The sequence below is a fragment of the Denitratimonas organivorans genome (assembly GCF_037478135.1).
Lineage (GTDB): Bacteria > Pseudomonadota > Gammaproteobacteria > Xanthomonadales > Xanthomonadaceae > Denitratimonas.
In genome coordinates this window covers 192,398-218,309 of record NZ_JBBHDV010000003.1, presented here as the reverse complement: position 1 = coordinate 218,309, position 25,912 = coordinate 192,398, and the positions used below count along the sequence as shown (strand labels likewise).

Annotated in this window: 20 protein-coding genes and 5 tRNA genes; all 25 read right to left on the bottom strand. The window is 63.6% G+C overall.

Annotated features, from left to right (window positions below; all coding sequences use genetic code 11):
• Positions 1-62: 62 nt before the first annotated feature.
• Positions 63-1,253, bottom strand: a complete 1,191-nt coding sequence (tuf, locus tag WDB66_RS04855) for an elongation factor Tu (protein ID WP_339397402.1) — start codon at positions 1,251-1,253, stop codon at positions 63-65.
• A 63-nt stretch (positions 1,254-1,316) separates the two neighbouring features.
• Positions 1,317-3,446 carry an elongation factor G gene (gene fusA / locus WDB66_RS04850; protein WP_339397401.1) on the bottom strand — a complete coding sequence of 710 codons (2,130 nt, stop codon included), beginning with the start codon at positions 3,444-3,446 and terminating at the stop codon, positions 1,317-1,319.
• A gap of 15 nt (positions 3,447-3,461) precedes the next feature.
• Positions 3,462-3,929: a 30S ribosomal protein S7 gene (gene rpsG, locus WDB66_RS04845; protein ID WP_339397400.1), complete on the bottom strand. Its 468-nt coding sequence runs from the start codon at positions 3,927-3,929 to the stop codon at positions 3,462-3,464.
• Between the two features lie 75 nt (positions 3,930-4,004).
• On the bottom strand, positions 4,005-4,376 hold the full coding sequence (rpsL, locus tag WDB66_RS04840) for a 30S ribosomal protein S12 (protein ID WP_339397399.1): 372 nt from the start codon (positions 4,374-4,376) through the stop codon (positions 4,005-4,007).
• A gap of 191 nt (positions 4,377-4,567) precedes the next feature.
• The gene (rpoC, locus tag WDB66_RS04835; protein ID WP_339397398.1) at positions 4,568-8,773 is read right to left on the bottom strand and encodes a DNA-directed RNA polymerase subunit beta'; all 4,206 of its coding nucleotides are present in this window, start codon (positions 8,771-8,773) and stop codon (positions 4,568-4,570) included.
• A 127-nt stretch (positions 8,774-8,900) separates the two neighbouring features.
• Positions 8,901-12,992 carry a DNA-directed RNA polymerase subunit beta gene (gene rpoB, locus WDB66_RS04830; protein WP_339397508.1) on the bottom strand — a complete coding sequence of 1,364 codons (4,092 nt, stop codon included), beginning with the start codon at positions 12,990-12,992 and terminating at the stop codon, positions 8,901-8,903.
• Between the two features lie 232 nt (positions 12,993-13,224).
• On the bottom strand, positions 13,225-13,596 hold the full coding sequence (gene rplL, locus WDB66_RS04825; RefSeq protein WP_339397397.1) for a 50S ribosomal protein L7/L12: 372 nt from the start codon (positions 13,594-13,596) through the stop codon (positions 13,225-13,227).
• Positions 13,597-13,651: 55 nt separating this feature from the next.
• A complete protein-coding gene (gene rplJ / locus WDB66_RS04820; RefSeq protein ID WP_339397396.1) occupies positions 13,652-14,182 on the bottom strand; it encodes a 50S ribosomal protein L10 in 531 nt (176 codons plus the stop codon).
• Positions 14,183-14,573: 391 nt separating this feature from the next.
• Positions 14,574-15,278 carry a 50S ribosomal protein L1 gene (gene rplA, locus WDB66_RS04815; RefSeq protein ID WP_339397395.1) on the bottom strand — a complete coding sequence of 235 codons (705 nt, stop codon included), beginning with the start codon at positions 15,276-15,278 and terminating at the stop codon, positions 14,574-14,576.
• 3 nt (positions 15,279-15,281) lie between these two features.
• Positions 15,282-15,710, bottom strand: coding sequence for a 50S ribosomal protein L11 (rplK, locus tag WDB66_RS04810; protein ID WP_339397394.1), 429 nt, complete (start codon positions 15,708-15,710; stop codon positions 15,282-15,284).
• 200 nt (positions 15,711-15,910) lie between these two features.
• Entirely contained in the window at positions 15,911-16,471 is a 561-nt protein-coding gene (nusG, locus tag WDB66_RS04805) for a transcription termination/antitermination protein NusG (RefSeq protein WP_339397393.1), read from the bottom strand.
• 11 nt (positions 16,472-16,482) lie between these two features.
• Positions 16,483-16,860, bottom strand: coding sequence for a preprotein translocase subunit SecE (gene secE / locus WDB66_RS04800; RefSeq protein ID WP_339397392.1), 378 nt, complete (start codon positions 16,858-16,860; stop codon positions 16,483-16,485).
• A gap of 18 nt (positions 16,861-16,878) precedes the next feature.
• Positions 16,879-16,954, bottom strand: a tRNA-Trp gene (locus WDB66_RS04795).
• A 131-nt stretch (positions 16,955-17,085) separates the two neighbouring features.
• On the bottom strand, positions 17,086-18,276 hold the full coding sequence (gene tuf / locus WDB66_RS04790; protein ID WP_339397391.1) for an elongation factor Tu: 1,191 nt from the start codon (positions 18,274-18,276) through the stop codon (positions 17,086-17,088).
• A gap of 69 nt (positions 18,277-18,345) precedes the next feature.
• Positions 18,346-18,421: transfer RNA gene (locus WDB66_RS04785), tRNA-Thr, on the bottom strand.
• A gap of 110 nt (positions 18,422-18,531) precedes the next feature.
• Positions 18,532-18,605: transfer RNA gene (locus WDB66_RS04780), tRNA-Gly, on the bottom strand.
• 86 nt (positions 18,606-18,691) lie between these two features.
• A tRNA-Tyr gene (locus WDB66_RS04775) sits at positions 18,692-18,777 on the bottom strand.
• An 83-nt stretch (positions 18,778-18,860) separates the two neighbouring features.
• Positions 18,861-19,952, bottom strand: coding sequence for a redox-regulated ATPase YchF (ychF, locus tag WDB66_RS04770; protein ID WP_339397390.1), 1,092 nt, complete (start codon positions 19,950-19,952; stop codon positions 18,861-18,863).
• A gap of 80 nt (positions 19,953-20,032) precedes the next feature.
• Positions 20,033-20,614: an aminoacyl-tRNA hydrolase gene (pth, locus tag WDB66_RS04765; protein WP_339397389.1), complete on the bottom strand. Its 582-nt coding sequence runs from the start codon at positions 20,612-20,614 to the stop codon at positions 20,033-20,035.
• A 50-nt stretch (positions 20,615-20,664) separates the two neighbouring features.
• Complete coding sequence (locus tag WDB66_RS04760; protein WP_339397388.1) at positions 20,665-21,309, bottom strand: 50S ribosomal protein L25/general stress protein Ctc; 645 nt, start codon at positions 21,307-21,309, stop codon at positions 20,665-20,667.
• A gap of 167 nt (positions 21,310-21,476) precedes the next feature.
• A complete protein-coding gene (locus WDB66_RS04755) occupies positions 21,477-22,433 on the bottom strand; it encodes a ribose-phosphate diphosphokinase (RefSeq protein WP_339397387.1) in 957 nt (318 codons plus the stop codon).
• 111 nt (positions 22,434-22,544) lie between these two features.
• A tRNA-Gln gene (locus WDB66_RS04750) sits at positions 22,545-22,619 on the bottom strand.
• 71 nt (positions 22,620-22,690) lie between these two features.
• Complete coding sequence (ispE, locus tag WDB66_RS04745) at positions 22,691-23,566, bottom strand: 4-(cytidine 5'-diphospho)-2-C-methyl-D-erythritol kinase (RefSeq protein ID WP_339397386.1); 876 nt, start codon at positions 23,564-23,566, stop codon at positions 22,691-22,693.
• Between the two features lie 70 nt (positions 23,567-23,636).
• Complete coding sequence (lolB, locus tag WDB66_RS04740) at positions 23,637-24,257, bottom strand: lipoprotein insertase outer membrane protein LolB (protein WP_339397385.1); 621 nt, start codon at positions 24,255-24,257, stop codon at positions 23,637-23,639.
• Positions 24,254-25,894: a tetratricopeptide repeat protein gene (locus tag WDB66_RS04735; protein WP_339397384.1), complete on the bottom strand. Its 1,641-nt coding sequence runs from the start codon at positions 25,892-25,894 to the stop codon at positions 24,254-24,256. The genes lolB and WDB66_RS04735 overlap by 4 nt, the downstream gene beginning before the upstream one ends.
• Between the last annotated feature and the right edge of the window lie 18 nt (positions 25,895-25,912).

The window sequence follows — 25,912 nt, the reverse complement described above, 5'->3', positions numbered from 1 at the left end:
ATGTCTTGAAAGAACGCCAGGGGCGGAAGCGAAAGTTCCGCCCCCCGTTGGGTTGATGACGCTTACTTGATGACCTTCGCCACCACGCCGGCGCCGACGGTGCGGCCACCTTCGCGGATAGCGAAACGCAGACCTTCGTCCATCGCGATCGGTGCGATCAGCGTCACCGTCATCTTCACGTTGTCGCCGGGCATCACCATCTCGACGCCTTCCGGCAACTCGCACGCACCGGTCACGTCCGTGGTGCGGAAGTAGAACTGCGGACGGTAGCCACGCAGGAACGGCGTGTGACGACCACCCTCGTCCTTGCTCAGCACGTACACCTCGGCTTCGAACTCGGTGTGAGGGTTGATCGAACCGGGCTTGGCCAGCACCTGGCCACGCTCCACGTCGTCGCGCTTGGTGCCGCGAAGAAGCAGCCCGGCATTATCACCTGCCTGACCCTGATCAAGCAACTTGCGGAACATCTCGATGCCCGTCACCGTGGTCTTCACGGTCGGACGGATGCCGACGATTTCCACTTCGTCACCCACCTTGATGATGCCGCGCTCGATACGACCGGTCACCACGGTGCCGCGGCCGGAGATCGAGAACACGTCTTCCACCGGCATCAGGAAGGTCTTGTCCACGTCACGCTGCGGCTCGGGAATCCAGGTATCCAGCGCGTCGACCAGCTTCAGGATCGCCGGCACGCCGATCTCGGACTGGTCGCCCTCCAGCGCCTTCAGTGCCGAACCGGACACGATCGGGGTGTCGTCGCCCGGGAAGTCGTACTTGGAGAGCAGCTCGCGCACTTCCATTTCGACCAGTTCCAGCAGTTCGGCATCGTCCACCATGTCGGCCTTGTTCAGGAACACGACGATGTACGGCACGCCAACCTGACGCGACAGCAGGATGTGCTCGCGGGTCTGCGGCATCGGGCCGTCGGCAGCCGAGCACACCAGGATCGCACCATCCATCTGCGCGGCACCGGTGATCATGTTCTTGACGTAGTCGGCGTGTCCCGGGCAATCCACGTGGGCGTAGTGACGGGTCGGGGATTCGTATTCCACGTGCGAGGTGGAGATCGTGATGCCGCGCGCCTTTTCTTCCGGCGCCTTGTCGATCGCGCTGTAGTCGCGGAATTCGCCGCCGAAACGCTCGGCTCCCACCTTCGTCAGTGCCGCCGTCAGCGTCGTCTTGCCGTGGTCCACGTGACCGATCGTGCCCACGTTCACGTGCGGCTTGGTGCGCTCGAACTTACCCTTGGCCATGATTGCTAAACCTCAAATTGTTAACTGGTTGATAACTTGCCTGACTGAACCGGAATATTCGGATCAGCCCTTCTTGATGACCTGCTCGGCGATGTTCGCCGGCGCTTCCGCGTAGTGGTCGAATTCCATCGTGTAGGTCGCACGCCCCTGCGACATCGAGCGCAGGCTGGTGGCGTAACCGAACATCTCGCCCAGCGGAACCATCGCGTTGATGATCTTGCCCGAGGGGCTGTCGTCCTGACCCTGCAGGATGCCGCGACGGCGGCTGACGTCGCCCATCACGTCGCCCAGATAATCCTCCGGACTGACGATTTCGACCTTCATCATCGGCTCCAGCAAAACCGGATCGGCCTTTGCGAAGCCCTGCTTGAATGCCATCGATGCTGCCAGCTTGAACGCCATTTCCGACGAGTCGACATCGTGGTACGAGCCGAACACCAGCTTGACCTTCACACCCACAACCGGGAAGCCAGCCAGCGGACCACTGGTGATGGTCTCGCGTATGCCCTTCTCGACCGACGGAATGAATTCCTTCGGAATCACGCCACCGGTGATGTCGTTGATGAACAGGAAGTCATCCTTGATCTCGGACGCATACTTTTCGCGGTCTTCGGCAGTGATCGGAGACATCTCGATCACGACATGGCCGTACTGGCCCTTGCCGCCAGACTGCTTGGCATGCTTGTAGTCGGACTTCACGTCGTGCGAACGGATCGTTTCGCGATAGGCCACCTGCGGCTTGCCGACATTGGCCTCGACATTGAATTCGCGCTTCATGCGATCAACGATGATGTCCAGGTGCAACTCGCCCATGCCGGCGATGATGGTCTGGCCGGACTCCTCGTCGGTACGGACGCGGAACGAAGGATCTTCCTGCGCCAGACGGCCCAGCGCGATGCCCATCTTTTCCTGATCGGACTTGGTCTTGGGCTCCACCGCCATTGAGATGACGGGCTCCGGGAAGACCATGCGCTCGAGCACGATCGGAGCATCCAGCGCGCACAGGGTGTCACCGGTGGTGACATCCTTCAGCCCCACCGCCGAGGCGATGTCGCCGGCCAGCACTTCCTTGATCTCTTCGCGGTTGTTGGAGTGCATCTGCAACAGACGGCCGATGCGCTCCTTCTTGCCTTTGACCGAGTTCAGCACCTGGTCGCCGGCATTCAGGGAGCCCGAATAGACGCGGAAGAAGGTCAGCGAACCCACGAATGGGTCGGTGATGATCTTGAACGCCAGCGCAGAGAACGGCGCCTTGTCGTCGGATTCGCGCGTCATCTCCTTGGATTCGTCATCCACGTCGACGCCCTTGACCGCAGGCACATCGACCGGCGACGGCAGCAGGCTGACCACGCCATCGAGCATGGCCTGGACGCCCTTGTTCTTGAACGCGGTACCACAGTACATCGGCACGATTTCGGTGCGCAGGGTGCGCTCACGCAGACCGTTGATGATTTCCTCTTCGGACAGATCACCCTCGTTGAGGTACTTGTCCATCAGCTCTTCGCTGGCTTCGGCGGCGGACTCGACCATGTAGGCGCGCGCCTCCTTGGCCTGCTCGACGAGGTCGGCCGGGATGTCGCGATACTCGAACGTCGTGCCCTGGGTAGCCGAATCCCAGTGGATCGCTTTCATCTTGATCAGGTCGACCACACCTTCGAAGTTGTCTTCGGCACCGATCGGCACCTGCATCGGCACCGGCGCGGCACCCAGGCGGGTCTTGAGCTGGTCACGCACCTTCAGGAAGTTGGCACCAGTGCGGTCCATCTTGTTGACGAACGCGATGCGCGGCACATGGTACTTGTTGGCCTGGCGCCACACCGTCTCGGACTGCGGCTGCACGCCACCGACCGCACACAGCACGAACACCGCACCATCGAGCACACGCAGCGAGCGCTCCACTTCAATCGTGAAGTCGACGTGCCCCGGGGTATCGATGATGTTGAAGCGATGCTCCGGCAGATCCTTGTTCATGCCGCGCCAGAAAGCGGTCGTCGCCGCCGACTGGATCGTGATGCCGCGTTCCTGCTCCTGCTCCATCCAGTCCATCGTGGCCGAGCCGTCATGCGTCTCGCCCAGCTTGTGGTTCTTGCCGGTGTAGAACAGGATGCGCTCGGACGTAGTGGTCTTGCCGGCATCGATGTGGGCCATGATGCCGAAGTTGCGATAGCGCTCGATGGGAGTGGTACGTGCCACGGGATATTCCTTGTATTACCAGCGGTAGTGGGCGAACGCCTTGTTCGCTTCCGCCATGCGGTGGGTTTCTTCACGCTTCTTGACGGCGCCGCCGCGGCTCTCGGCCGCATCCAGCAATTCACCAGCCAGCTTGCGCGGCATCGAGTTCTCGCCACGCTTGCGCGCGGACTCGATCACCCAGCGCATCGCCAAGGCGACGCGGCGGGAGGAGCGAACTTCGACGGGAACCTGGTAGGTGGCACCACCGACGCGGCGGGACTTGACCTCGACCGCTGGAGCGACGTTGCCCAACGCCTTCTCGACCAGTTCGAGCGGGTTGGCATTCTTCTCGCCGATGACATCCATTGCGCCATAGACGATCTTCTCAGCAATGGATTTCTTGCCGCTCTGCATCACCATGTTGATGAAACGGGCAACCGTCTGGCTGTCGTGCTTTGGATCGGACAAGATCGAACGGGTACCGGGCGAACCTTTACGGGACATGTGCGCACCTGAATTTGAAAAGAACTTGCGGAAACGGTGTTGCAGCGACCGCCAGCACGGCGGCCACACCAGACATCACTTCGGACGCTTGGCACCATACTTGGAGCGGGCCTGGCGACGCTTGGCGACACCGGAGGCATCAAGCGAACCACGCACGGTGTGGTAACGCACACCCGGCAGATCCTTGACGCGGCCACCACGAACCAGAACCACGGAGTGCTCCTGCAGGTTGTGGCCTTCGCCACCGATGTAGGAGATCACTTCGAAGCCATTGGTCAGGCGGACCTTGGCCACCTTGCGCAGAGCCGAGTTCGGCTTCTTCGGCGTGGTGGTGTAGACACGGGTACAGACGCCACGACGCTGCGGACACTCTTCCAGCGCCGGCGAGGCACTCTTGTAGGTCTTGGGACTGCGCGGCTTGCGAACCAGCTGATTGATCGTCGCCATTAGCGAAAAACCTTATATGAAGCAAAGGCGAGCCGTATACGGCCCGCCAAGACGGGGAAGTATAAATCAGACGAGCACGTGCCGTCAACGCGTGACGGCGTGTACTCCTGGCATTCCATGGCCCGAACACGAGGCGCATCCTGCGCCTCTTTTCGTTATGTCATCACCGGGAATCCCTCCCGGGCGAGCGATCAGTCGCCGACGGCTTCACCTGCGGTTTCAGCCGGAGCCGAAGCCGTGCGAAGAGCATCCAGATCGGATTCACTCAACTGAGCCCCGCTGCGGCGCTTGCTGTGGTAGGCAAGACCCGTACCTGCGGGAATCAAGCGGCCAACGATAACATTTTCCTTCAGACCGCGCAAGCTGTCGCGTGTGCCACGTACCGCAGCCTCGGTCAGCACACGGGTGGTTTCCTGGAAGGAGGCGGCCGAGATGAACGATTCGGTTGCCAGTGAGGCCTTGGTGATGCCCAGCAGCACCGGGGCGTACTGGATCGGCAGCTCGTTGCGGGCCAACAACTTCTCGTTGTCCTCGATCACGCGCTGACGCTCGGCCTGCTCACCGCGCAGGTAGTTGCTGTCGCCCTTGTCGACGACTTCAACCTTGCGCAGCATCTGGCGAATGATCGTCTCGATGTGCTTGTCGTTGATCTTCACGCCCTGCAGGCGGTAGACGTCCTGGATTTCCTTGGTCAGGTAGGAGGCCAGCTGCTCCACGCCCAGCAGGCGAAGGATGTCCTGTGGATTGGGCTCGCCATCGACCACGGTGTCGCCCTTGGTCACGCGCTCGCCTTCGAACACGATGATCTGGCGATACTTGGGAATCAGCTCCTCGTGCTCGTTGCCACCCTCGTCATCGGTAATGACCAGGCGCTGCTTGCCCTTGGTCTCCTTGCCGAAGCTGACGATGCCGGAAATCTCGGCAAGGATCGCCGGATCCTTCGGCTTGCGCGCCTCGAAAAGGTCGGCCACGCGCGGCAGACCACCGGTGATGTCGCGGGTCTTGGAGGCTTCCTGCGGAATGCGCGCCACCACGTCACCGACTTCCACTGCTGCGCCGTTCTGCAGCGTCAGCACCGCACGCGGCGGCAGCAGGTACTGCGCCGGCAGGTCGGTGCCTGGGATGGTGCAGTCGTTGCCATCGGCATCGACGATGCGCACGATCGGGCGCAGGTCCTTGCCGGCCGAGCCGCGACGCTTCGGATCGGTGACCTCGACGCTGGCCAGGCCGGTCAGCTCGTCGGTCTTCTCGATGATCGTGATGCCTTCGACGAAATCGATGAAGCGCACGAAACCAGCCACTTCCGACACGATCGGGTGGTTGTGCGGATCCCAGTTGGCCACGGTCTGACCAGCCTTGACGTCGTCGCCGTCCTTGGCGTTGAGCACCGCACCATAGGGCAGCTTGTAGCGCTCGCGCTCACGGCCCTGGGTATCGAGCACCGAGATTTCACCCGAGCGCGACACCGCCACCAGGTGGCCGGCATTGTGCGCAACGGTCTTGAGGTTGTTGAACTTCACCGTACCGGTGGTGCGCACCGAAACGCTGTCCACCGCAGCGGCACGCGAAGCGGCACCACCGATGTGGAAGGTACGCATCGTCAGCTGCGTGCCCGGCTCACCGATCGACTGCGCGGCGATGACACCCACCGCTTCGCCCTTGTTGACCAGATGGCCACGGGCCAGGTCGCGGCCGTAGCACAGCGCGCAGACGCCGAAGCTGGATTCGCAGGTGATGGTGGAGCGCACCTTCACCGACTGCACGCCGGAGTCCTCCAGCCGTGCGACCAGGCGTTCGTCCAGCAGCGTATTGCGGGTGACGATCGGATCCTCGTCATTGCCGGGAGCGTAGACGTCTTCGGCCACAACGCGGCCGAGCACACGGTCACGCAGCGGCTCGACGATGTCGCTGCCTTCCACGATCGGGGTCATGGTCAGGCCATTCACGGTCTGGCAGTCGTCTTCGGTGATGACCACGTCCTGGGCCACGTCCACCAGACGGCGGGTCAGGTAACCGGAGTTGGCGGTCTTCAGTGCGGTATCGGCCAGGCCCTTGCGCGCGCCGTGGGTCGAGTTGAAGTACTGCTGCACGTCGAGGCCCTCGCGGAAGTTCGCGATGATCGGGGTCTCGATGATGGAGCCGTCCGGCTTGGCCATCAGGCCGCGCATGCCGGCCAGCTGGCGGATCTGGGCCGCCGAACCACGCGCGCCGGAATCGGCCATGATGTAGAGCGAGTTCATCGACTTCTGGTCGACCTGCCTGCCTTCGGCGTCGGTCACCTGCTCGGTGCCGATGCCCTTCATCATCGCCGCGGCGATCTGTTCGTTGGTGCGCGACCAGATGTCCACAACCTTGTTGTAACGCTCGCCGGCGGTCACCAGGCCGGAGGCGTACTGCTGCTGGATTTCCAGCACTTCGGCTTCGGCTGTGGCCAGGATGTCCTTCTTTTCGTCCGGGATCAGCATGTCGTCGATACCGATCGACACGCCGGCACGGGTGGCGTAGCGGAAGCCGGTGTACATCAGCTTGTCGGCGAAGATCACCGACTCCTTGAGGCCCAGGATGCGGTAGCACTCGTTGATCAGGCCGCTGATGGCCTTCTTCTTCAGCTCGGTGTTGATCAGCTCGAAAGGCAGGCCTTCGGGCAGGATCTCGGCCAGCAGCGCGCGCCCGACCGTGGTGTCCACGATCGTGTTCATGTTGACCAGCTCGCCGTTTTCATCCTTTTCGGTGTGCGGGATGCGCACCTTGATCGCGGCATGCAGTTCGACCACGCGGTTGTCGTAGGCGCGCTTCACCTCGGACAGGTTGGCGAACACCATGCCCTCGCCCTTCTTGTTGATGAGCTGGCGGGTCATGTAATACAGGCCCAGCACCACGTCCTGCGATGGCACGATGATCGGCTCGCCGTTGGCCGGCGACAGGATGTTGTTGGTGGACATCATCAACGCGCGCGCTTCCAGCTGGGCTTCCAGTGAGAGCGGCACGTGCACGGCCATCTGGTCGCCGTCGAAGTCGGCGTTGAAGGCGGTACACACCAGCGGATGCAGCTGGATGGCCTTGCCTTCCACCAGCACCGGCTCGAACGCCTGGATGCCGAGGCGGTGCAGGGTCGGGGCGCGGTTCAGCAGCACCGGGTGCTCGCGGATGACTTCTTCCAGGATGTCCCAGACTTCGGCTTCTTCGCGCTCGACCAGCTTCTTGGCGGCCTTGATCGTCGTGGCCAGGCCGCGGCGCTGCAGCTTGGAGAAGATGAATGGCTTGAACAGCTCCAGTGCCATCTTCTTCGGCAGGCCACACTCGTGCAGGCGCAGGGTCGGGCCGACCACGATGACCGAACGGCCCGAGTAGTCGACGCGCTTGCCGAGCAGGTTCTGGCGGAAGCGGCCCTGCTTGCCCTTGATCATGTCGGCAAGGGACTTCAGCGGGCGCTTGTTGGTGCCGGTGATGGCACGGCCGCGACGGCCGTTGTCCAGCAGCGCGTCAACCGACTCCTGCAGCATGCGCTTTTCGTTGCGCACGATGATGTCCGGCGCCGACAGTTCCAGCAGGCGCTTGAGGCGGTTGTTGCGGTTGATGACGCGGCGGTACAGATCGTTCAGATCGGAGGTGGCGAAGCGGCCACCGTCCAGCGGCACCAGCGGGCGCAGGTCCGGCGGCAGCACGGGCAGCACGGTCATGACCATGTACTCGGGGCGGTTACCGGATTCCAGGAACGCCTCGACCAGCTTGATGCGCTTGGATAGACGCTTGAGTTTGGTTTCGCTGTTGGTGCTGGCAATGTCTTCCTTGAGTTGCAGCAGTTCGGCGTTCAGGTCGATCGACTTGAGCAGCTCGAACACGGCTTCGGCGCCCATGCGCGCGTCGAACTCGTCGCCGTGGTCCTGTACCGCCTGCAGATACTGTTCTTCGGTCAGCAGCTGGCCGCGCTCCAGTTCCAGCACGGTGCGCGGATCGATCACCACATAGGCTTCGAAGTACAGGATGCGCTCGATGTCGCGCAGCGTCATGTCCAGCATCAGGCCGATGCGCGACGGCAGCGACTTCAGGAACCAGATGTGCGCCACCGGCGTGGCCAGTTCGATATGCGCCATGCGCTCGCGCCGCACCTTGGCCAGGGTGACCTCGGTGCCGCACTTTTCACACACCACGCCACGGTGCTTCATACGCTTGTACTTGCCGCACAGGCATTCGTAGTCCTTCACCGGACCGAAAATCGCGGCACAGAACAGGCCGTCGCGCTCGGGTTTGAAGGTGCGGTAGTTGATCGTCTCCGGCTTCTTGACCTCGCCATAGGACCAGGAACGGATCAGGTCCGGCGAAGACAGGCCGATGCGGATGCCGTCGAAGTCCAGCGTCTGGCGCTGAGGATTGAACAGGTTGAGCAGATCTTTCATGACTTTCTCCGGGAATTGGGAGTCGAGAATCGGGAATGGTCAGAAGCGGGGAGCCGGGAGGTCAGGGTGGTCACCGCGCGCTGCGCGCGGCCACGATTCCCGGCTCCCGATTCCCCATTCCCTGCCCTCAGTTCTCTTCCAGCTCGATGTTGATCGCCAGCGAGCGGATTTCCTTGACCAGCACGTTGAACGATTCGGGCATGCCCGCCGTCATTTCGTGATTGCCGTCGACGATGTTCTTGTACATCTGGTTGCGGCCCTGCACGTCGTCGGACTTCACCGTCAGCATTTCCTGCAGGGTGTAGGCCGCGCCGTAGGCCTCCAGTGCCCAGACTTCCATCTCGCCGAAACGCTGGCCGCCGAACTGCGCCTTGCCGCCCAGCGGCTGCTGGGTGACGAGCGAGTACGGGCCGGTCGAGCGCGCGTGCATCTTGTCGTCGACCAGATGGTTCAGCTTGAGCATGTACATGTAGCCGACCGTGACCTTGCGGTCGAAGGCTTCGCCGGTGCGGCCGTCGTACAGCGTGGCCTGGCCGGATTCGGGCAGATCGGCCAGACGCAGCATGGCCTTGATCTCCGACTCCTCGGCACCGTCGAACACTGGCGTGGCCATCGGCACACCGTGGGTCAGGTTGCGCGCCAGGGTGTCGACCTCGGCATCGGACAGCTGTGCCAGATCTTCACGCTTATCGCCACGGACACCCAGATCGTGGTTGTAGATTTCGTCCAGGAAACCACGCACTTCGGCGATGTTGCGCTGCTCGTCGAGCATCCGCTGGATCTTCTCGCCCAAGCCCTTGGCGGCCCAGCCCAGATGCGTTTCCAGCACCTGCCCGATGTTCATGCGGCTCGGCACGCCGAGCGGGTTCAGCACGATGTCGACCGAGCGGCCGTCTTCCATGAACGGCATGTCCTCGACCGGCTTGATCATCGAGACCACACCCTTGTTGCCGTGACGGCCAGCCATCTTGTCGCCCGGTTGGATACGACGCTTCACGGCCAGGAACACCTTGACCATCTTCAGCACGCCTGGCGCCAGGTCGTCACCGGCGGTGATCTTGGCGCGCTTGTCGGCGAAGCGTTTCTCGAATTCCTTCTTGTGCGCCTCGATCTGCTTCTGCGCGTTCTCGATCGCTTCGGCCGCATCCTCGTCCTTCATCCGGATCGAGAACCACTCGTCCTTCTTCAGGCTGTCCAGATAGCTGTCGGTGATCTCGGACTTCTTCAGGCCGACCGGACCACCGTTGGCCATGCGGCCGACGATCTGCGAGCGCAGACGGTCGAAAATGGCGCCTTCCAGGATGCGGAACTGATCGTCGAAGTCCTTCTTGACGCGCTTGATCTCCATGTCTTCGATCTGGCGCGCACGCTTGTCCTTCTCGATACCGTCGCGGGTAAAGACCTGCACGTCGATGACGGTGCCGTCCATGCCCGGCGGCACGCGCAGCGAGCTGTCCTTAACGTCGGACGCCTTTTCGCCGAAGATCGCGCGCAAGAGCTTTTCTTCCGGAGTCAGCTGGGCCTCGCCCTTGGGCGTGACCTTGCCGACCAGGATGTCGCCGGCCTGCACTTCGGCGCCGATGTAGACCACGCCGGATTCGTCCAGGCGGTTCAGCGCCTGCTCGGAGACGTTCGGGATGTCGGCCGAGATTTCCTCCGGACCCAGCTTGGTGTCGCGCGCAACGCAGGTCAGCTCCTCGATGTGGATCGTGGTGTAGCGATCCTCGGTGACCACGCGCTCGGACAGCAGGATGGAGTCTTCGAAGTTGTAGCCGTTCCACGGCATGAACGCGACCAGCATGTTCTGACCCAGCGCCAGTTCACCGATGTCGGTGGACGGGCCGTCAGCCAGCACGTCGCCACGCGCCACTTCGTCGCCCACATTCACCAGCGGGCGCTGGTTGATGCAGGTGTTCTGGTTGGAGCGGGTGTACTTGGTCAGCGTGTAGATATCCACGCCGGCGTCGTTCTCGCCCACTTCGTCCTCGTGCGCACGCACTACGATGCGGCCGGCGTCGACCTGGTCGACCACGCCACCGCGCAGGGCGATCGCGTTGACGCCGGAGTCGCGCGCCACATAGCGCTCCATGCCGGTACCCACCAGCGGAGTCTGGGCACGCAGCGTCGGCACCGCCTGGCGCTGCATGTTGGCGCCCATCAGTGCGCGGTTGGCGTCGTCGTGCTCGATGAACGGCACCAGCGCCGCCGCAACCGACACGGTCTGCATCGGCGAGACGTCCATATAGCGGATTTCGCTTGCGGCACGCAGCAGCGATTCACCCTGGAAACGACAAGGCACGAAGGCATCGACGAAGCCGCCTTCGGGCGTCAGCAGCGAGTTGGCCTGCGCCACCGGGTACTCGGCCTCTTCGATCGCCGACAGGTATTCGATCTGGTCGGTGACCTTGCCGTCCACCACCTTGCGGTACGGGGTTTCCAGGAAACCGTACTTGTTGGTGCGGGCGTACACGGCCAACGAGTTGATCAGGCCGATGTTCGGGCCTTCCGGGGTTTCGATGGTGCAGACGCGACCGTAATGGGTCGGGTGCACGTCGCGCACTTCGAAGCCGGCGCGTTCGCGGGTCAGGCCGCCCGGGCCGAGCGCCGAGACGCGGCGCTTGTGGGTGACCTCCGACAGCGGGTTGTTCTGGTCCATGAACTGCGACAGCTGCGAGGAGCCAAAGAACTCCTTGACCGCCGCCGCGACCGGCTTGGCGTTGATCAGTTCCTGCGGAGTCAGGCCTTCGGATTCGGCCAGCGACAGGCGCTCACGCACCGCGCGTTCAACGCGGACCAGGCCGACGCGGAAGGTGTTCTCGGCCATCTCGCCGACCGAACGCACGCGACGGTTGCCCAGGTGGTCGATGTCATCGACGATGCCCTTGCCGTTGCGGATGTCGATCAGCACCTTCAGCACGGCCAGGATGTCTTCGTTGTCCAGGACGCCCGAGCCTTCCACTTCCTTGCGACCGACGCGACGGTTGAACTTCATCCGGCCCACGCCGGACAGGTCGTAACGGTCGAAGCTGAAGAACAGGTTCTGGAACAGGTTCTGTGCGGCATCCTTGGTGGGCGGCTCGCCCGGACGCATCATGCGGTAGATCTCGACCAGTGCTTCCAGCGGGGTGCGGGTCGGGTCGATGCGCAGCGTGTTGGAAATGTACGGACCACGATCCAGGTCGTTGACCCACAGCGTAGCGAGGCTTTCCACACCGGCCTTGCGCAGCAGTTCCAACTGCTCTTCGGTCAGTTCATCGTTGGCCTGGGCCAGCACTTCGCCGGTCTTGGCGTCGACGATGTCGTGCGCCAGGATGCGGCCAACCAGGTATTCATCCGGCACTTCCAGCGTCTTGATGCCCGACTGGTCCAGCTGCTTGACGTGGCGCGCGGTGATGCGCTTGCCGGCCTCGACGATGACCTTGTCACCGGCCACCACGTCGAAGTTCAGGGTTTCGCCGCGCAGACGCTCGGCCACCAGCGCCAGCTCGGCGCCTTCCTTGAGCAGGTTGAACTGGTTGGTCTCATAGAAGATCTCCAGCATCTGCTCGTTGGTGTAGTTCAGCGCACGCAGCAGGATCGTCACCGGCAGTTTGCGGCGACGGTCGATACGGGTGAACAGCGCGTCCTTCGGGTCGAACTCGAAGTCCAGCCAGGAACCGCGGTAGGGAATGATACGGGCGCTGTACAGCAGCTTGCCCGAGCTGTGCGTCTTGCCGCGGTCGTGGTCGAAGAACACGCCGGGCGAGCGGTGCAGCTGGGAAACAATGACGCGCTCGGTGCCGTTGATGATGAAGGTGCCGTTGTCGGTCATGAGCGGCATTTCGCCCATGTAGACCTCCTGCTCCTTCACATACTTGACCGCCTTGTTGCTGGCCGGGCTGTCCTTGTCGTAGATCACCAGGCGCACGGTCACGCGCAGCGGCGCGCCATAGGACAGGCCCCGGTTGCGGCATTCGCGCTCGTCGAACGGCGGCTCCCCGAGTTTGTAGCTGACATATTCCAGTGCCGCATTGCCGCTGTAGCTGGAAATCGGGAATACCGACTTCAGCGCGGCGTGCAGGCCTCGCTCATCGCGCTGGGCCGGCGCGATGTGCTCCTGGAGAAATTCACGATAGGAATCGACCTGGATTGCGAGCAGATAGGGCACCCCGAGAATCGAGGGACGCTTGCTGAAATCCTTGCGGATGCGCTTCTTTTCGGTGAACGAGTAGGTCATGATCGGGTACCGCCTCGACGTTGCTGCCGGCATGGGGCCGGCGGGAAAAAAACGGAATGCCTGATAACAGGGCCTGAGGATTGGGTCCGGCGCAGGACGCCTGGTTCAGTTCGGACCGGACAAGGCACCGGCGCCAATCCTCAAACCCTTGCAGCTACTAACGGACAAAGCCCGGGGGCTTTCGCCCCCAGGCTTCAGGCTTTGGCCGAAGCAGACAAACGACGCAAGGCGCCGCTTACTTGACTTCGACGGTGGCGCCAGCCGCTTCGAGATCTTTCTTGAACTTGTCGGCTTCTTCCTTGCTGACGCCTTCCTTCAGGACGCCGCCAGCTTCGGTCAGATCCTTGGCTTCCTTCAGGCCCAGACCGGTGATGGCACGCACGGCCTTGATGACGTCGACCTTCTTGTCGCCAGCGGACTTGAGCACGATGTTGAACTCGGTCTGCTCTTCAGCGGCAGGGCCGGCAGCGGCAGGACCGGCAGCCACGGCAACCGGGGCAGCGGCGGACACGCCAAACTTTTCTTCGATCGCCTTGACCAGGTCCATCACTTCGAGGAGGGACTTCTCGGCGATGGCGTCGACGATCTGTTCGTTGGACAGGGACATGTTGATTTACCTATTGGTGAGTTTCTGGGATGCGGCAGAAACCGCAGTTGTGTGATTAGGCCGTCTCGGCTTCGGCAGCAGCGGGGGCTTCTTCGCCACCACCCTGCTTGTCGGCCACCGCCTTGACCGCACGGGCGAACATGCTCGCCGGTTCGGCCAGCAGACGCGCCAGCATGGCCAGGGCCTGCTCGCGGGTCGGCAGCGATGCCAGCACGTCGACATGACTGGCCGGGTACATCTCGCCGCCCACGGCGACGACCTTCGGCTGCAGTTTGTCGTTGCCCTTGGCGAATTCCTTGATCAGGCGTCCGGCAGCGCCGGGCTCCTCGGTCGAGAATGCATACAGCAGTGGACCGACGAGTGCGTCCTTGACGCATTCGTATTCGGTACCGGCAATGGCGCGCGAGGCCAGGGTGTTCTTGACAACTTTCAGGAACACACCGGTTTCACGAGCCTTCTTGCGCATCGCGGTCATTTGTTCGACCGTGGTGCCCTTGTACTCGACAGCGATCAGGGAGTGGGCCTTGGCGGCGACGTCGGCCAGTTCGGCGACGACTTCCTTCTTCTGGGACAGATTGAGAGCCATAACACTCCTCCTGGTGAACTCCGCTCGCGGCTCCTGCCGCTCGCGGTCCTTGTCGGCATCCTTCCTGGACGCCGGGAATGCCGTGTGACATTCCTTGGTGGCCGTACTGGACCTGGAGAAGCCGGGCCGGAAAAACTCCGGACACGCGTCAACCAGAAAAACTCCAGAAGGCGACACCATCTGCGCAGGCCTGTCCGGACGGACGGATTAAGCGGACGCCCCGCCCTTGCGGGCAATGCGACCGCGCCTGCGGTCTTTGACGGCGCCCATGCATCACTGCATGGGGCCTTCAAAACATCTGGAACGGTGTTGCCACCGCTCCGTGTTGCGTCGGCTTCGTTCCCGTACCTGCCGCGCGCTGCGCGTGCCGCCCGGAACGAGGCCAACTGTCTTACTTGGCCAGCGCCAGGGTGTTCTGATCCACGACGATGCCCTTGCCCATCGTGCTGGACAGCGACACCTTCTGCAGATACTGGCCCTTGGCAGTGGCCGGCTTGGCCTTGACCAGGTCCGAAAGCAGCGCATTGAGGTTGGACTTCAGCGCTTCGATTTCGAAATCGGCCTTGCCGATGGTGCAATGAATGATGCCGGCCTTGTCGGTGCGGTAGCGCACCTGGCCGGCCTTGGCATTGCGAACGGCTTGTGCCGCGTCCGGGGAAACCGTGCCAACCTTGGGGTTGGGCATCAGGCCGCGAGGACCCAGCACAGTGCCGAGCTTGCCGACCACGCGCATCGCATCCGGCGTGGCAATGACCACGTCGTAGTTCAGATCGCCGCCCTGCATCTTCTCGGCCAGATCGTCCATGCCGACCACATCGGCACCGGCGGCCAAAGCCTCATCGGCCTTCGCACCCGGCGGGCAGAACACCGCCACGCGCACGCTCTTGCCGGTACCGGCCGGCAGCACGGTGGAACCGCGCACCTGCTGGTCGGACTTGCGTGCATCCACGCCCAGACGAACGGCCACGTCGATCGACTCGACGAACTTGACCTTGCTGTTGTCCTTCAGAATGCCCAGCGCCTCATCCAGCGGATAGGCCTTGCCCGGGACCACGGTGGCGTTGAGCGCCTTGAATCGCTTGCTGATCTTTGCCATGTCTTATCCCTCGACGCTCAGGCCCATGCTGCGTGCGCTGCCGGCGATGGTACGCACGGCGGCATCCAGCGATGCGGCGGTAAGATCAGGCTCCTTGGCCTTGGCGATTTCCTCGAGCTGGGCGCGGGTGATCTTGCCCACCTTTTCGGTGTTCGGACGCTTGGAGCCGGACTGCACACCCGTGGCCTTCTTCAGAAGGATCGTGGCCGGTGGCGTCTTGGTGATGAAGGTGAAGCTGCGGTCCGAATAGGCGGTAATGATCACCGGGATCGGCAGACCCGGCTCCATCTTCTGCGTGGCGGCGTTGAACGCCTTGCAGAATTCCATGATGTTCAGGCCGCGCTGGCCCAGGGCCGGACCGACCGGTGGGCTGGGGTTGGCCTGACCGGCCTTCACCTGCAATTTGATGTAACCGACAACTTTCTTTGCCATGTTCTTCTCCGGGTGCTAGCGCCTGGGCTTCAGGCTCCCCATCGGATCGGGAATCACGCGTCCCGACTTCGCGTTTTCTCCGATACCGCAACGTGCTGCAAAAGCCGCTGTCACGGCACCGCGCGACGCTGGCATCGGCCAGCCGCGTACTATAGCAAATCCTGCCCGCACCAACACCCCGCAGGGCGCAAGCGAGGCAATCAGGCCTTTTCGACCTGACTGAAATCCAGATCAACCGGGGTCGACCGGCCAAAGATGAGCACCGCCACACGCAGGCGGCTCTTCTCGTAGTTGACTTCCTCGACCGTACCGTTGAAATCGTTGAACGGCCCATCCACCACACGGACCATCTCGCCTGGCTCGAACAGCACCTTGGGACGCGGCTTTTCGACCCCGTCCTGCACGCGCTGCAGAATGGTGTCGGCCTCACTGTCCTTGATCGGCAGCGGACGATCCGCAGTGCCACCGATGAAGCCCATCACCTTGGAAGTTTCCTTCACCAGATGCCAGCTCTCGTCATCAATGCGCAGGCCACCGCCCTCGCCCGAGGTTTCGATCTGCACCAGCACGTAACCGGGGAAGAACTTGCGCTCGGACTTGCGCTTCTGGCCACCGCGCATCTCGACCACCTCTTCGGTGGGCACGAGCACATCGCCGAAGCGATCCTCCATGCCGGCACGGACAATGCGCTCCTTGAGCGCGCGTGCAACCTGGTGTTCAAAGCCCGAATAGGCGTGTACCACATACCAGCGCTTGGCCATTGCCGCCTCCGTCAGATCCGCAACAGGAGGCGCAGGCCACCAGAGATGAAGAAGTCGATGACGCCCAGCAGCAGACTCACTAGGACGACAACGATGAGCACCATGATCGTGGTGCGAATGGTTTCCTGCCGCGTGGGCCAGATCACCTTGCGCAGTTCGAAGCGCGCCTCGCCCAGATAGTCGCGTGCGACGCGGCCCTTGGCCGTCATCGCGAACACGGCAACTGCCGCGATCACTCCCACCAGCGGCAGCAATGCACGCAGCGGCGTGGCCCAGGCCGCAAACCAGTAAAAGCCGACGATGCCCGCCACCACGAGCAGCACAGCCACTACGTACTTGGCAACATCCCCGACTTGCGACGATTCGTGATTTTCAGCCTTCACATTCATCCGGATCTTTACGCGAAGTGGCACGCCAGGAGGGACTCGAACCCCCAACCTGCGGTTTTGGAGACCGCTGCTCTGCCAATTGAGCTACTGGCGTGTGAAACACTCAAGCGCAGGCGGATTCTTGACCCACCTGCGCCGGGATGGAAAACCCGTGATCAGGGCGGGATTCGCGCGCCGTCTGGCAGCTGCGAATCCCGGACCCGGAGCCCGGGAGCTCCCTGGATATTACTTGATGACCTTCGCCACCACGCCGGCGCCGACGGTGCGGCCACCTTCGCGGATAGCGAAACGCAGACCTTCGTCCATCGCGATCGGTGCGATCAGCGTCACCGTCATCTTCACGTTGTCGCCGGGCATCACCATCTCGACGCCTTCCGGCAACTCGCACGCACCGGTCACGTCCGTGGTGCGGAAGTAGAACTGCGGACGGTAGCCACGCAGGAACGGCGTGTGACGACCACCCTCGTCCTTGCTCAGCACGTACACCTCGGCTTCGAACTCGGTGTGCGGGTTGATCGAACCGGGCTTGGCCAGCACCTGGCCACGCTCCACGTCGTCGCGCTTGGTGCCGCGAAGAAGCAGCCCGGCATTATCACCTGCCTGACCCTGATCAAGCAACTTGCGGAACATCTCGATGCCCGTCACCGTGGTCTTCACGGTCGGACGGATGCCGACGATTTCCACCTCGTCACCCACCTTGATGATGCCGCGCTCGATGCGACCGGTCACCACGGTGCCACGGCCGGAGATCGAGAACACGTCTTCCACCGGCATCAGGAAGGTCTTGTCCACGTCGCGCTGCGGTTCGGGAATCCAGGTATCCAGTGCGTCGACCAGCTTCAGGATCGCCGGCACGCCGATCTCGGACTGGTCGCCTTCCAGCGCCTTCAGTGCCGAACCGGAAATGATCGGGGTGTCGTCGCCCGGGAAGTCGTACTTGGAGAGCAGCTCGCGCACTTCCATTTCGACCAGTTCCAGCAGTTCGGCATCGTCCACCATGTCGGCCTTGTTCAGGAACACGACGATGTACGGCACGCCAACCTGACGCGACAGCAGGATGTGCTCGCGGGTCTGCGGCATCGGGCCGTCGGCAGCCGAGCACACCAGGATCGCACCATCCATCTGCGCGGCACCGGTGATCATGTTCTTGACGTAGTCGGCGTGTCCCGGGCAATCCACGTGCGCGTAGTGACGGGTCGGGGACTCGTATTCCACATGCGAGGTGGAGATCGTGATGCCGCGCGCCTTTTCTTCCGGCGCCTTGTCGATCGCGCTGTAGTCGCGGAATTCGCCGCCGAAACGCTCGGCCCCCACCTTCGTCAGTGCTGCCGTCAGCGTCGTCTTGCCGTGGTCCACGTGACCGATCGTGCCCACGTTCACGTGCGGCTTGGTGCGCTCGAACTTACCCTTGGCCATGATTGCTTGATTCCGATGCGTTCTGGTTGGACAAAAAGCCACACCAACCGCTGGCTGGCATGGCCGGAATGGTGCTCATGACTGGAATCGAACCAGCGACCTCTTCCTTACCAAGGAAGTGCTCTACCGACTGAGCTACATGAGCAGATTTGAAACCCGGCCAACTCACGTCGACCGCTTGCCTGCCGTGGCCTGAGCCACCTCCGCAATCTGCGCCACAGCTGTGCTGTGGCCGGATGCGGGAACAAGTCCAATTGGAGCGGGAGACGGGAATCGAACCCGCACCATCAGCTTGGAAGGCTGAGGTTCTACCATTGAACTACTCCCGCACCTGCGGAACCTTCACGCCACACGCGCAAGCCACGTGGCGCCTTGAAATCTTGCTCCAACCGGACAGGCACAGGGCCTGGGCGATTGGTGGAGGGAGGTGGATTCGAACCACCGAAGGCGTAAGCCAGCAGATTTACAGTCTGCCCCCGTTGGCCGCTTGGGTATCCCTCCGAACGAGCCGCTTATTTTCTATCGGCTTGGCGCGGATGTCAATGCATTGCGCCGCTGGATTCCGCTTTTCCTGCCATCAGGCTTCAGACATTGAAGCGGAAGTGCAGCACATCGCCATCCTTGACAATGTAATCCTTGCCTTCCAGCCGCAGCCGCCCGGCTTCCTTGGCACCGGCCTCGCCCTTGTAGCGGATGAAGTCCTCGTAGGCGATGGTCTCGGCCCGGATGAAACCCTTTTCGAAGTCAGTATGGATCACAGCTGCGGCCTGCGGCGCGGTGGCGCCACGCTTGACCGTCCAGGCGCGCACTTCCTTGACCCCGGCGGTGTAGTAGGTCTGAAGCCCCAGCAAGGCATAGGCGGCGCGGATGACGCGGTCAAGGCCTGGCTCCTCCAGCCCCATGTCGGCCAGGAACACGTCGCGGTCCTCCTCGTCCAGCTGCGACAGTTCCTCCTCGATCGCGGCGCACACCGGCACCACCTGCGCGCCCTCACCCTCAGCCCGCGCGCGCACTGCATCCAGGTGCGGATTGTCCTGGAAGCCATCCTCGCGCACATTGGCGATGTACATCACCGGCTTGGCGGTGAGCAGGAACAGCTCACGCAACAGGCCGGCCTCATCGCTGGACAGGCCCATCGAGCGCACCGGCTGACCGTTATCCAGATGGGCACGCACCCGCACCAGCAAATCGCGCCGCACGATCGCGTCCTTGTCGCCGGCCTTGGAGGCGCGCTCGTAGCGGTTCAGCGCCTTCTCGACTGATTCAAGATCGGCCAGCGCCAGCTCGGTGTCGATCGTTTCGATGTCGGCGATCGGGTCGACCTTGCCGGCCACGTGCACGATGTCACCGTGTTCGAAGCAGCGCACGACATGCGCGATAGCGTCGGTTTCGCGGATGTTGGCCAGGAACTTGTTGCCCAGGCCTTCGCCCTTGCTGGCACCGGCCACCAGGCCGGCGATGTCGACGAACTCGACCGCGGTCGGGATCGTCTTCTGCGGCTTGACGATCTTGGCCAGCTCATCAAGACGCGGGTCCGGCACCGGCACCACACCGACGTTCGGATCGATCGTGCAGAAAGGGAAGTTCGCCGCCGCGATGCCGGCGCGGGTAAGCGCATTGAAAAGCGTGGACTTGCCGACGTTCGGAAGCCCCACGATGCCGCATTGGATGCCCATGTACTTGGATCCGGGATTGGTGATTCGGGATTCGGGATTCGGAAAAGCGCGCGCCTTGCCAAATCCCGAATCCCCAATCGCTAATCCCTGCTCGTATGCAGCCGCTTCATCGCCTCGTTGGTGTCACCGGCCATCAGCAGTGGCAGAACCGCCAGTGCATCGTCGATGGCGCGCAGGATCGATGCCTCGTCATCGCGGCCGGGCCGTCCCAGTACCCAGGGCGTCACCTTGTCCCTGTTGCCGGGATGGCCGATGCCAAGCCGCAAGCGGTGGAAGTGTCCATGCCCCAGGTGCGCAACGATGTCGCGCAGGCCGTTCTGTCCACCATGGCCGCCGTCGAACTTGAGCCGCGCGGTGCCCGGCGGCAGGTCCAGTTCATCGTGCGCGACCAGCATCTGCTCAGGCTCGATCTTGAAGTAGCGCAGTGCTGCGGCCACCGACTGGCCACTGCGGTTCATGAACGTGGCTGGCTTCAGCAACCAGACCGACGCACCCCCGATATCCAGCTTCGCCGCTTCGCCGTGCAGACGGCTTTCGATACCGAAACGCGCCTGCGCAGCCTGTGCCAGCGCATCGGCGAACCAGAAGCCGGCGTTGTGCCGGGTCTGGGCGTATTCGGCGCCGGGATTGCCCAACCCGACGATGAGACGGAATGCAGCCATGCGTTGCCCGCGTTGGCCCCGGGCATGGGTTCATGCCCGGGGCCGCGCGATCACTTCTGCTCGGCGTCCGCTTCGCCGTCCCCGCCTTCCGACCCGACTTCGTCGTCGGATTCAGCCTGACCCTTGAGCTTGCGCGCCACCACGATGGCCACGTCGTGATCCGGACCCAGTTTCAGGGACGGAATCTCCACACCCTCGGGCAGGGTGATCGCGGACAGGTGGATGACATCGCCTTCCTTCAGCTCCGACAGGTCGACCTCGATGTTCTCCGGCAGGTTGCCCGGCAGGCAGGACACTTCGACTTCGGTCAGCTCGTGCATGATCACCACGCCGCTGGACTTGCCGGCCGGCGAGTTTTCCTGGTTCATGTAGTGCAGCGGCACCTGCACGCGGATGGCCTCGTCGGCCATGACGCGCTGGAAGTCCAGATGCAGGATGCGGGCCTTGACCGGATGACGCTGCATATCGCGCAGCAGCACCTTCTGCACATCACCATTGAGGCTCAGATCCAGGATCGAGGAATAGAACCACTCGTTCTGCTGCGCCAGCCAGACATCGTTGTGCTCCAGCTGCACCGCAACCGGGCCCAGTTCGCCGCCATACACGATGGCCGGCACCTTGTCCGCGCGGCGCAGGCGGCGGCTCGCACCCCTTCCTGCATCTTCGCGGTGTTCAACCTTGATGACTTGAGACATTGTTGTCGTTTCCTGTTGTTGCAATGGTTCCGCCTCGCGGCGGGAAAGTGACTCGTCCGCGACCAGACGAGTCGAATGGATGGGAATGGGACGCGGGAATGGAGAGTCGGTGAGCAGCGCCCTGCGCCCCAACCCTTTCCTGTTCCCGACTTCCTGTTCCCGAAAAATCAATCCACGTAAAGCGAGCTGACCGATTCGCCGAATGCGATGCGACGGATGGTTTCCGCCAGCAGCTCGGCCACGCTGAGCTGGCGCACGCGCGAACAGGCGCGCGCAGCCTCACCCAGCGGGATGGTGTCGGTGACCACCAGTTCGTCCAGTTCCGATGCCTCCAGGTTGGTGATGGCCGGGCCGGACAGCACCGGGTGGGTGCAGTAGGCCACCACCTTGCGGGCGCCATTGGCCTTCAGCGCCGCCGCCGCCGCGCACAGGGTGCCGGCCGTATCGACGATGTCGTCCACCAGCACGCAGGTCTTGCCTTCGACGTCGCCGATGATGTTCATCACCGTGGCCACATTGGCCTTCGGGCGGCGCTTGTCGATGATCGCAAGGTCGGCGTCGTCCAGCCGTTTGGCCATCGCCCGGGCGCGCACCACGCCGCCCACGTCGGGCGACACCACGATCAGGTTGTGGGTGCCGTGGGTACGCCAGATATCGGCCAGCATCAGCGGCGAGGCATAGACGTTGTCGACCGGGAAATCGAAGAATCCCTGGATCTGGTCGGCGTGCAGGTCCACCGTCAGCACCCGGTCGGTGTGCACCGAAGAAAACATCTTCGCCACCACCTTGGCGGTGATCGGCACCCGCGCCGAACGCGGCCGGCGGTCCTGCCGTGCGTAGCCGAAATACGGCACCACGGCGGTGACGCTGGCGGCGCTGGCGCGCTTGAGCGCATCGATCAGCACCAGCAGCTCCATCAGGTTTTCCGCGCTGGGCGCGCAGGTGGGCTGGATCACGAACACTTCCTGCCGACGGACGTTTTCCTCGATCTCCACCTGGACTTCGCCATCGGAGAAGGTGCCAACCATCGCCTTGCCCAGGCGTACGCCCAGGTCACGGCATACCTCGCGTGCCAGCGCCCGGTTGGCGTTGCCCGAGAAGATCAGCAAACCGTTGGTATCCACGTCCACAGCGCACCTGACTGGCACCCGCCGGCGCCGTTTGGATCGAACTTGAGCCGGAGCCAGCGGTTGCCGGCCCGTGCCACCACCCGCCGCGACGGATGGCATCTGGTCTGGCTGGGGCGGCAGGATTCGAACCTGCGAATGCCGGGATCAAAACCCGGTGCCTTACCGCTTGGCGACGCCCCAGTGATCTTTGGTCTGGCAGCCCGGAAATCCGAAATGCCTGTGCAACGTCGGGCGTGCCCGCCATTGCGTGATTATCGCGGCAGCGCATATTGCGCCAGCCATGCATGCAGTGGTGACACGTCCACACCCTGCGCGATCCAGCTCCGCCAGCGCGGATCAAGCTGGGTCTGCACGCGGCGAGCGGCAGACGCATCGGCACAGGCCAGGAACAGGCCACCACCGGTTCCAGTGACCTGCGGCGTACCAAACGCTGCCAGCCGGTCGAGCGCGGAAGCGATCTGCGGGCTGCGGCAGCGCAGCACCGGCTCGAACACATTGCCGCGCACGGAACCTGAAACGAAGTCGGATATTGTCGCGGACGGTGCATCGCGGGTCAAATCAGGCGACGCGAAAAGTTCAGCCGTGGGCACGGTCACACCGACATCCACCAGCAGATAGGTGCGCGTCGGCAGCGGCAGTGGCGTCAGCAGCTCGCCGATGCCTTCGGCAAACGCGCTGCGGCCGTGCACGAACACCGGTACATCGGCACCCAGCGCCAGCCCGATCCGGGCCAGGGCTTCCAGCGGAAGTTCCAGCCGCCACAGATGATTCAGCGCCACCAGCACCGTCGCCGCATCCGAACTGCCGCCACCGAACCCGCCGCCTTGCGGAATGTGCTTTTCAATCGCGATATCCGCACCCAGCGCGCAACCGCTGGCCTGTTGCAGCGCCCGCGCCGCGCGCACCGCCAGATCCTGTTCTTCAGGCACTCCGGCTGCGCCCTGTTCGCGCCGGATCCGGCCGTCGGCACGGATCCTCAGCGCCACCTGATCGCCCCAGTCCAGCAACTGGAACACGGTTTGCAGACAGTGATAGCCGTCGGCGCGGCGGCCGGTAATATGCAGGAACAGGTTGAGCTTGGCCGGTGCCGGCCAATGGCTCCAACCGTCTTCTGTTGCTTGATTCACACCAAACCCCGCCGCCCTGCCCGCAGCGTGAGCGCCGGCCCCAGATGAAACCGGCATCGCGTTGGCATGTTCATGGCTGCGCCATCAGCTGCCACTGGTCCACCTGCAACCGCACCCGCTGTCCGCCGCGCTCGGCGAACACGCGCAGCGGCAGCACCGGATCGCCTTCATCTCCCCAGGCGCGGTAATCGATGGTCCAGCCGTGCTGGCGGATCTGTACCGGGCGCTGCGCCACATCGAAATCGACCTGCGCCGGCCCCTGCGCGCGGGCGCCGCGGGCCCAGGCGCGCAGGTCATCCAGCGGAATCGTCCAGCCGACGTATTCGGCCAGCAGGATTTCGGCACTGGCCGCCGTTTGCGGGCCGACATCCAGGCCTTCGATCCGGGCGAAACCCGGTGTGCCGACCAGCCGCCAGCTGCGCCGCGTGACCGGGGCGCGCAACGAAATCTCGAAGGTTTCGCCGTCCTGCACCCATTCGAGCCGCCCGCTGCCGCCATCACCATCGCTGGATACCGCGATCCGGCCCGACAGCCGCCAGCGATCCTGTTGCGCCAATGCGGCCTCGCGGCGCTGCTGCTGCGCCATGGCCGCTTCCTGATCCGGCGCCAGCGAAGGCCGTACCGGCGCACTGCACGCAACCAGCCCGGCCAGCAATACGGCCACCGCCATGACCCGCACCATCGCGATCATGGAACTATCATCTCCAGCGCACCACGCAGCGCGCGGTTGTCGGCGTCAATCTCCTGCCCAAGGCGCAGAATCGAACGCGCTTCATCGGCTTGCCCCAGCAGCCACAGCACGGTGGCCAAATGCGCCGCGATCTCAGCATCGCGTTGAAGTTCGAAAGCGCGTTTCAGATGCGGCAGGGCCTCGACATTGCGACCATGGCGGTGCAAGGCCCAGCCCAGACTGTCCAGGATTGGCGCCGAATCGGGTTTGAGCGCGATGGCCTGTTCGATCAGCTCCAGACCTTCATCGATCGCCTCGGTGCGGTCGACCAGGGTGTAACCCAGCGCATTGAGGAAATCCGCATCGTCCGGCGCTTCGGCCAGCAGCTGGCGAAGGTCGGCGACCGCTTCTTCGACCCGATCCATGCGCTCGAACGCCAGCGCGCGCGAATAACGCAGCATCAGATCATCCTCGAAGATCCCCAGGCCGCGGTTCAAGGCGTTCAGTTCGGCCACGCCATCACCGGCATTGCGCGCCAGCTCGGCCTCCAGCAGGTAGGCGTCGCGGATGATGTCGCCCCATTCGCTGTCACCGGCCTGCACCTGGCGCAGCAGCGCCTGGGCGGCGGCATGTTCACCCGATTTGTCCAGCAGCGCCGCGATGCGCAATTGCGCCTGATCGCGCTGCAAACCACCACGGATGCTGCGATACCAGGCCAATGCCGCCGGGTCGTCCTCGCGCATTTCCGCCAGTTGCCCGAGCAGGTACAGACGCGCTGGCGAAGCGGACTCGGGAGCAGTCTGTGCCACCGCCCGTTCATACAGCGCCGCCAGCCCGGCCTCGTCTTCGGCCCGCGCCAGATAAGCGGCACGCGAGCCCAGAACGCGATCGTCCTCAAGCCCGATATCCAGCGCGGCCGCAGCCGCCGCCGGATCGCCCAGGGCATCGAACTGCGCGGCGATCGTCAACCGTTCGGATGCGCCCAGATCCGGCAGCGCCAGTGCCGCTTGCAGCGCACGGCGCGCGTCTTCGTCGTCACCGCGACTGATCGCATCCTCGGCCCGCCACGCCAGCGCGCGCGGATCTTCCGGGAAGCCGGCGGCGGCGGCCTGTGCCAGTTCGCCATACAGCGAGCTGTCCTTGAGTCGCAGCGCAACCCCGCCGAATGCCAGCCAGGCTTCCATGCGCTGCGGCAATTGCCCCTGCTGCAACAGTTCACCCAGCAGGCGTGAGGCACGCTCGGGCTCCTGCGAGCCGGCCAGTGCCGCAGCCACCTGGCGCCAACCTTCCTCGCGTTGCAGCAGACGCGCCATCACCGTTCGGGCAGCGGCGTGGTCGCTTTCCAGCAGCGCCAGCCTCAGCCAGGCTGCATCCTGTGCCGGCTGTGAACTGGCCAGCATCTGCCAGCGCGCCAGCGCCTGCCGCACCTGCGCTGCGTCGCGGGCGGCCAGCGCCACCTGAACAGCACGTTCAGCCACTGCCGGGTCCGGGCTTTGCTCGGCGGCACGCACATAGGCCTGCGCGGCGCTGGTGTGCTGGCCCTGCTGCAGCGCGAACTCGCCTTCCAGCAAGGGTGCCAGCGCGTCGCCGTAATCGGCGGAAAACGCCATGCCGGGCGCGAACAGGGCCAGCAAGAGGTAAACTGGGAAGAATCGCATCGTATTCCGGGCTCGTGT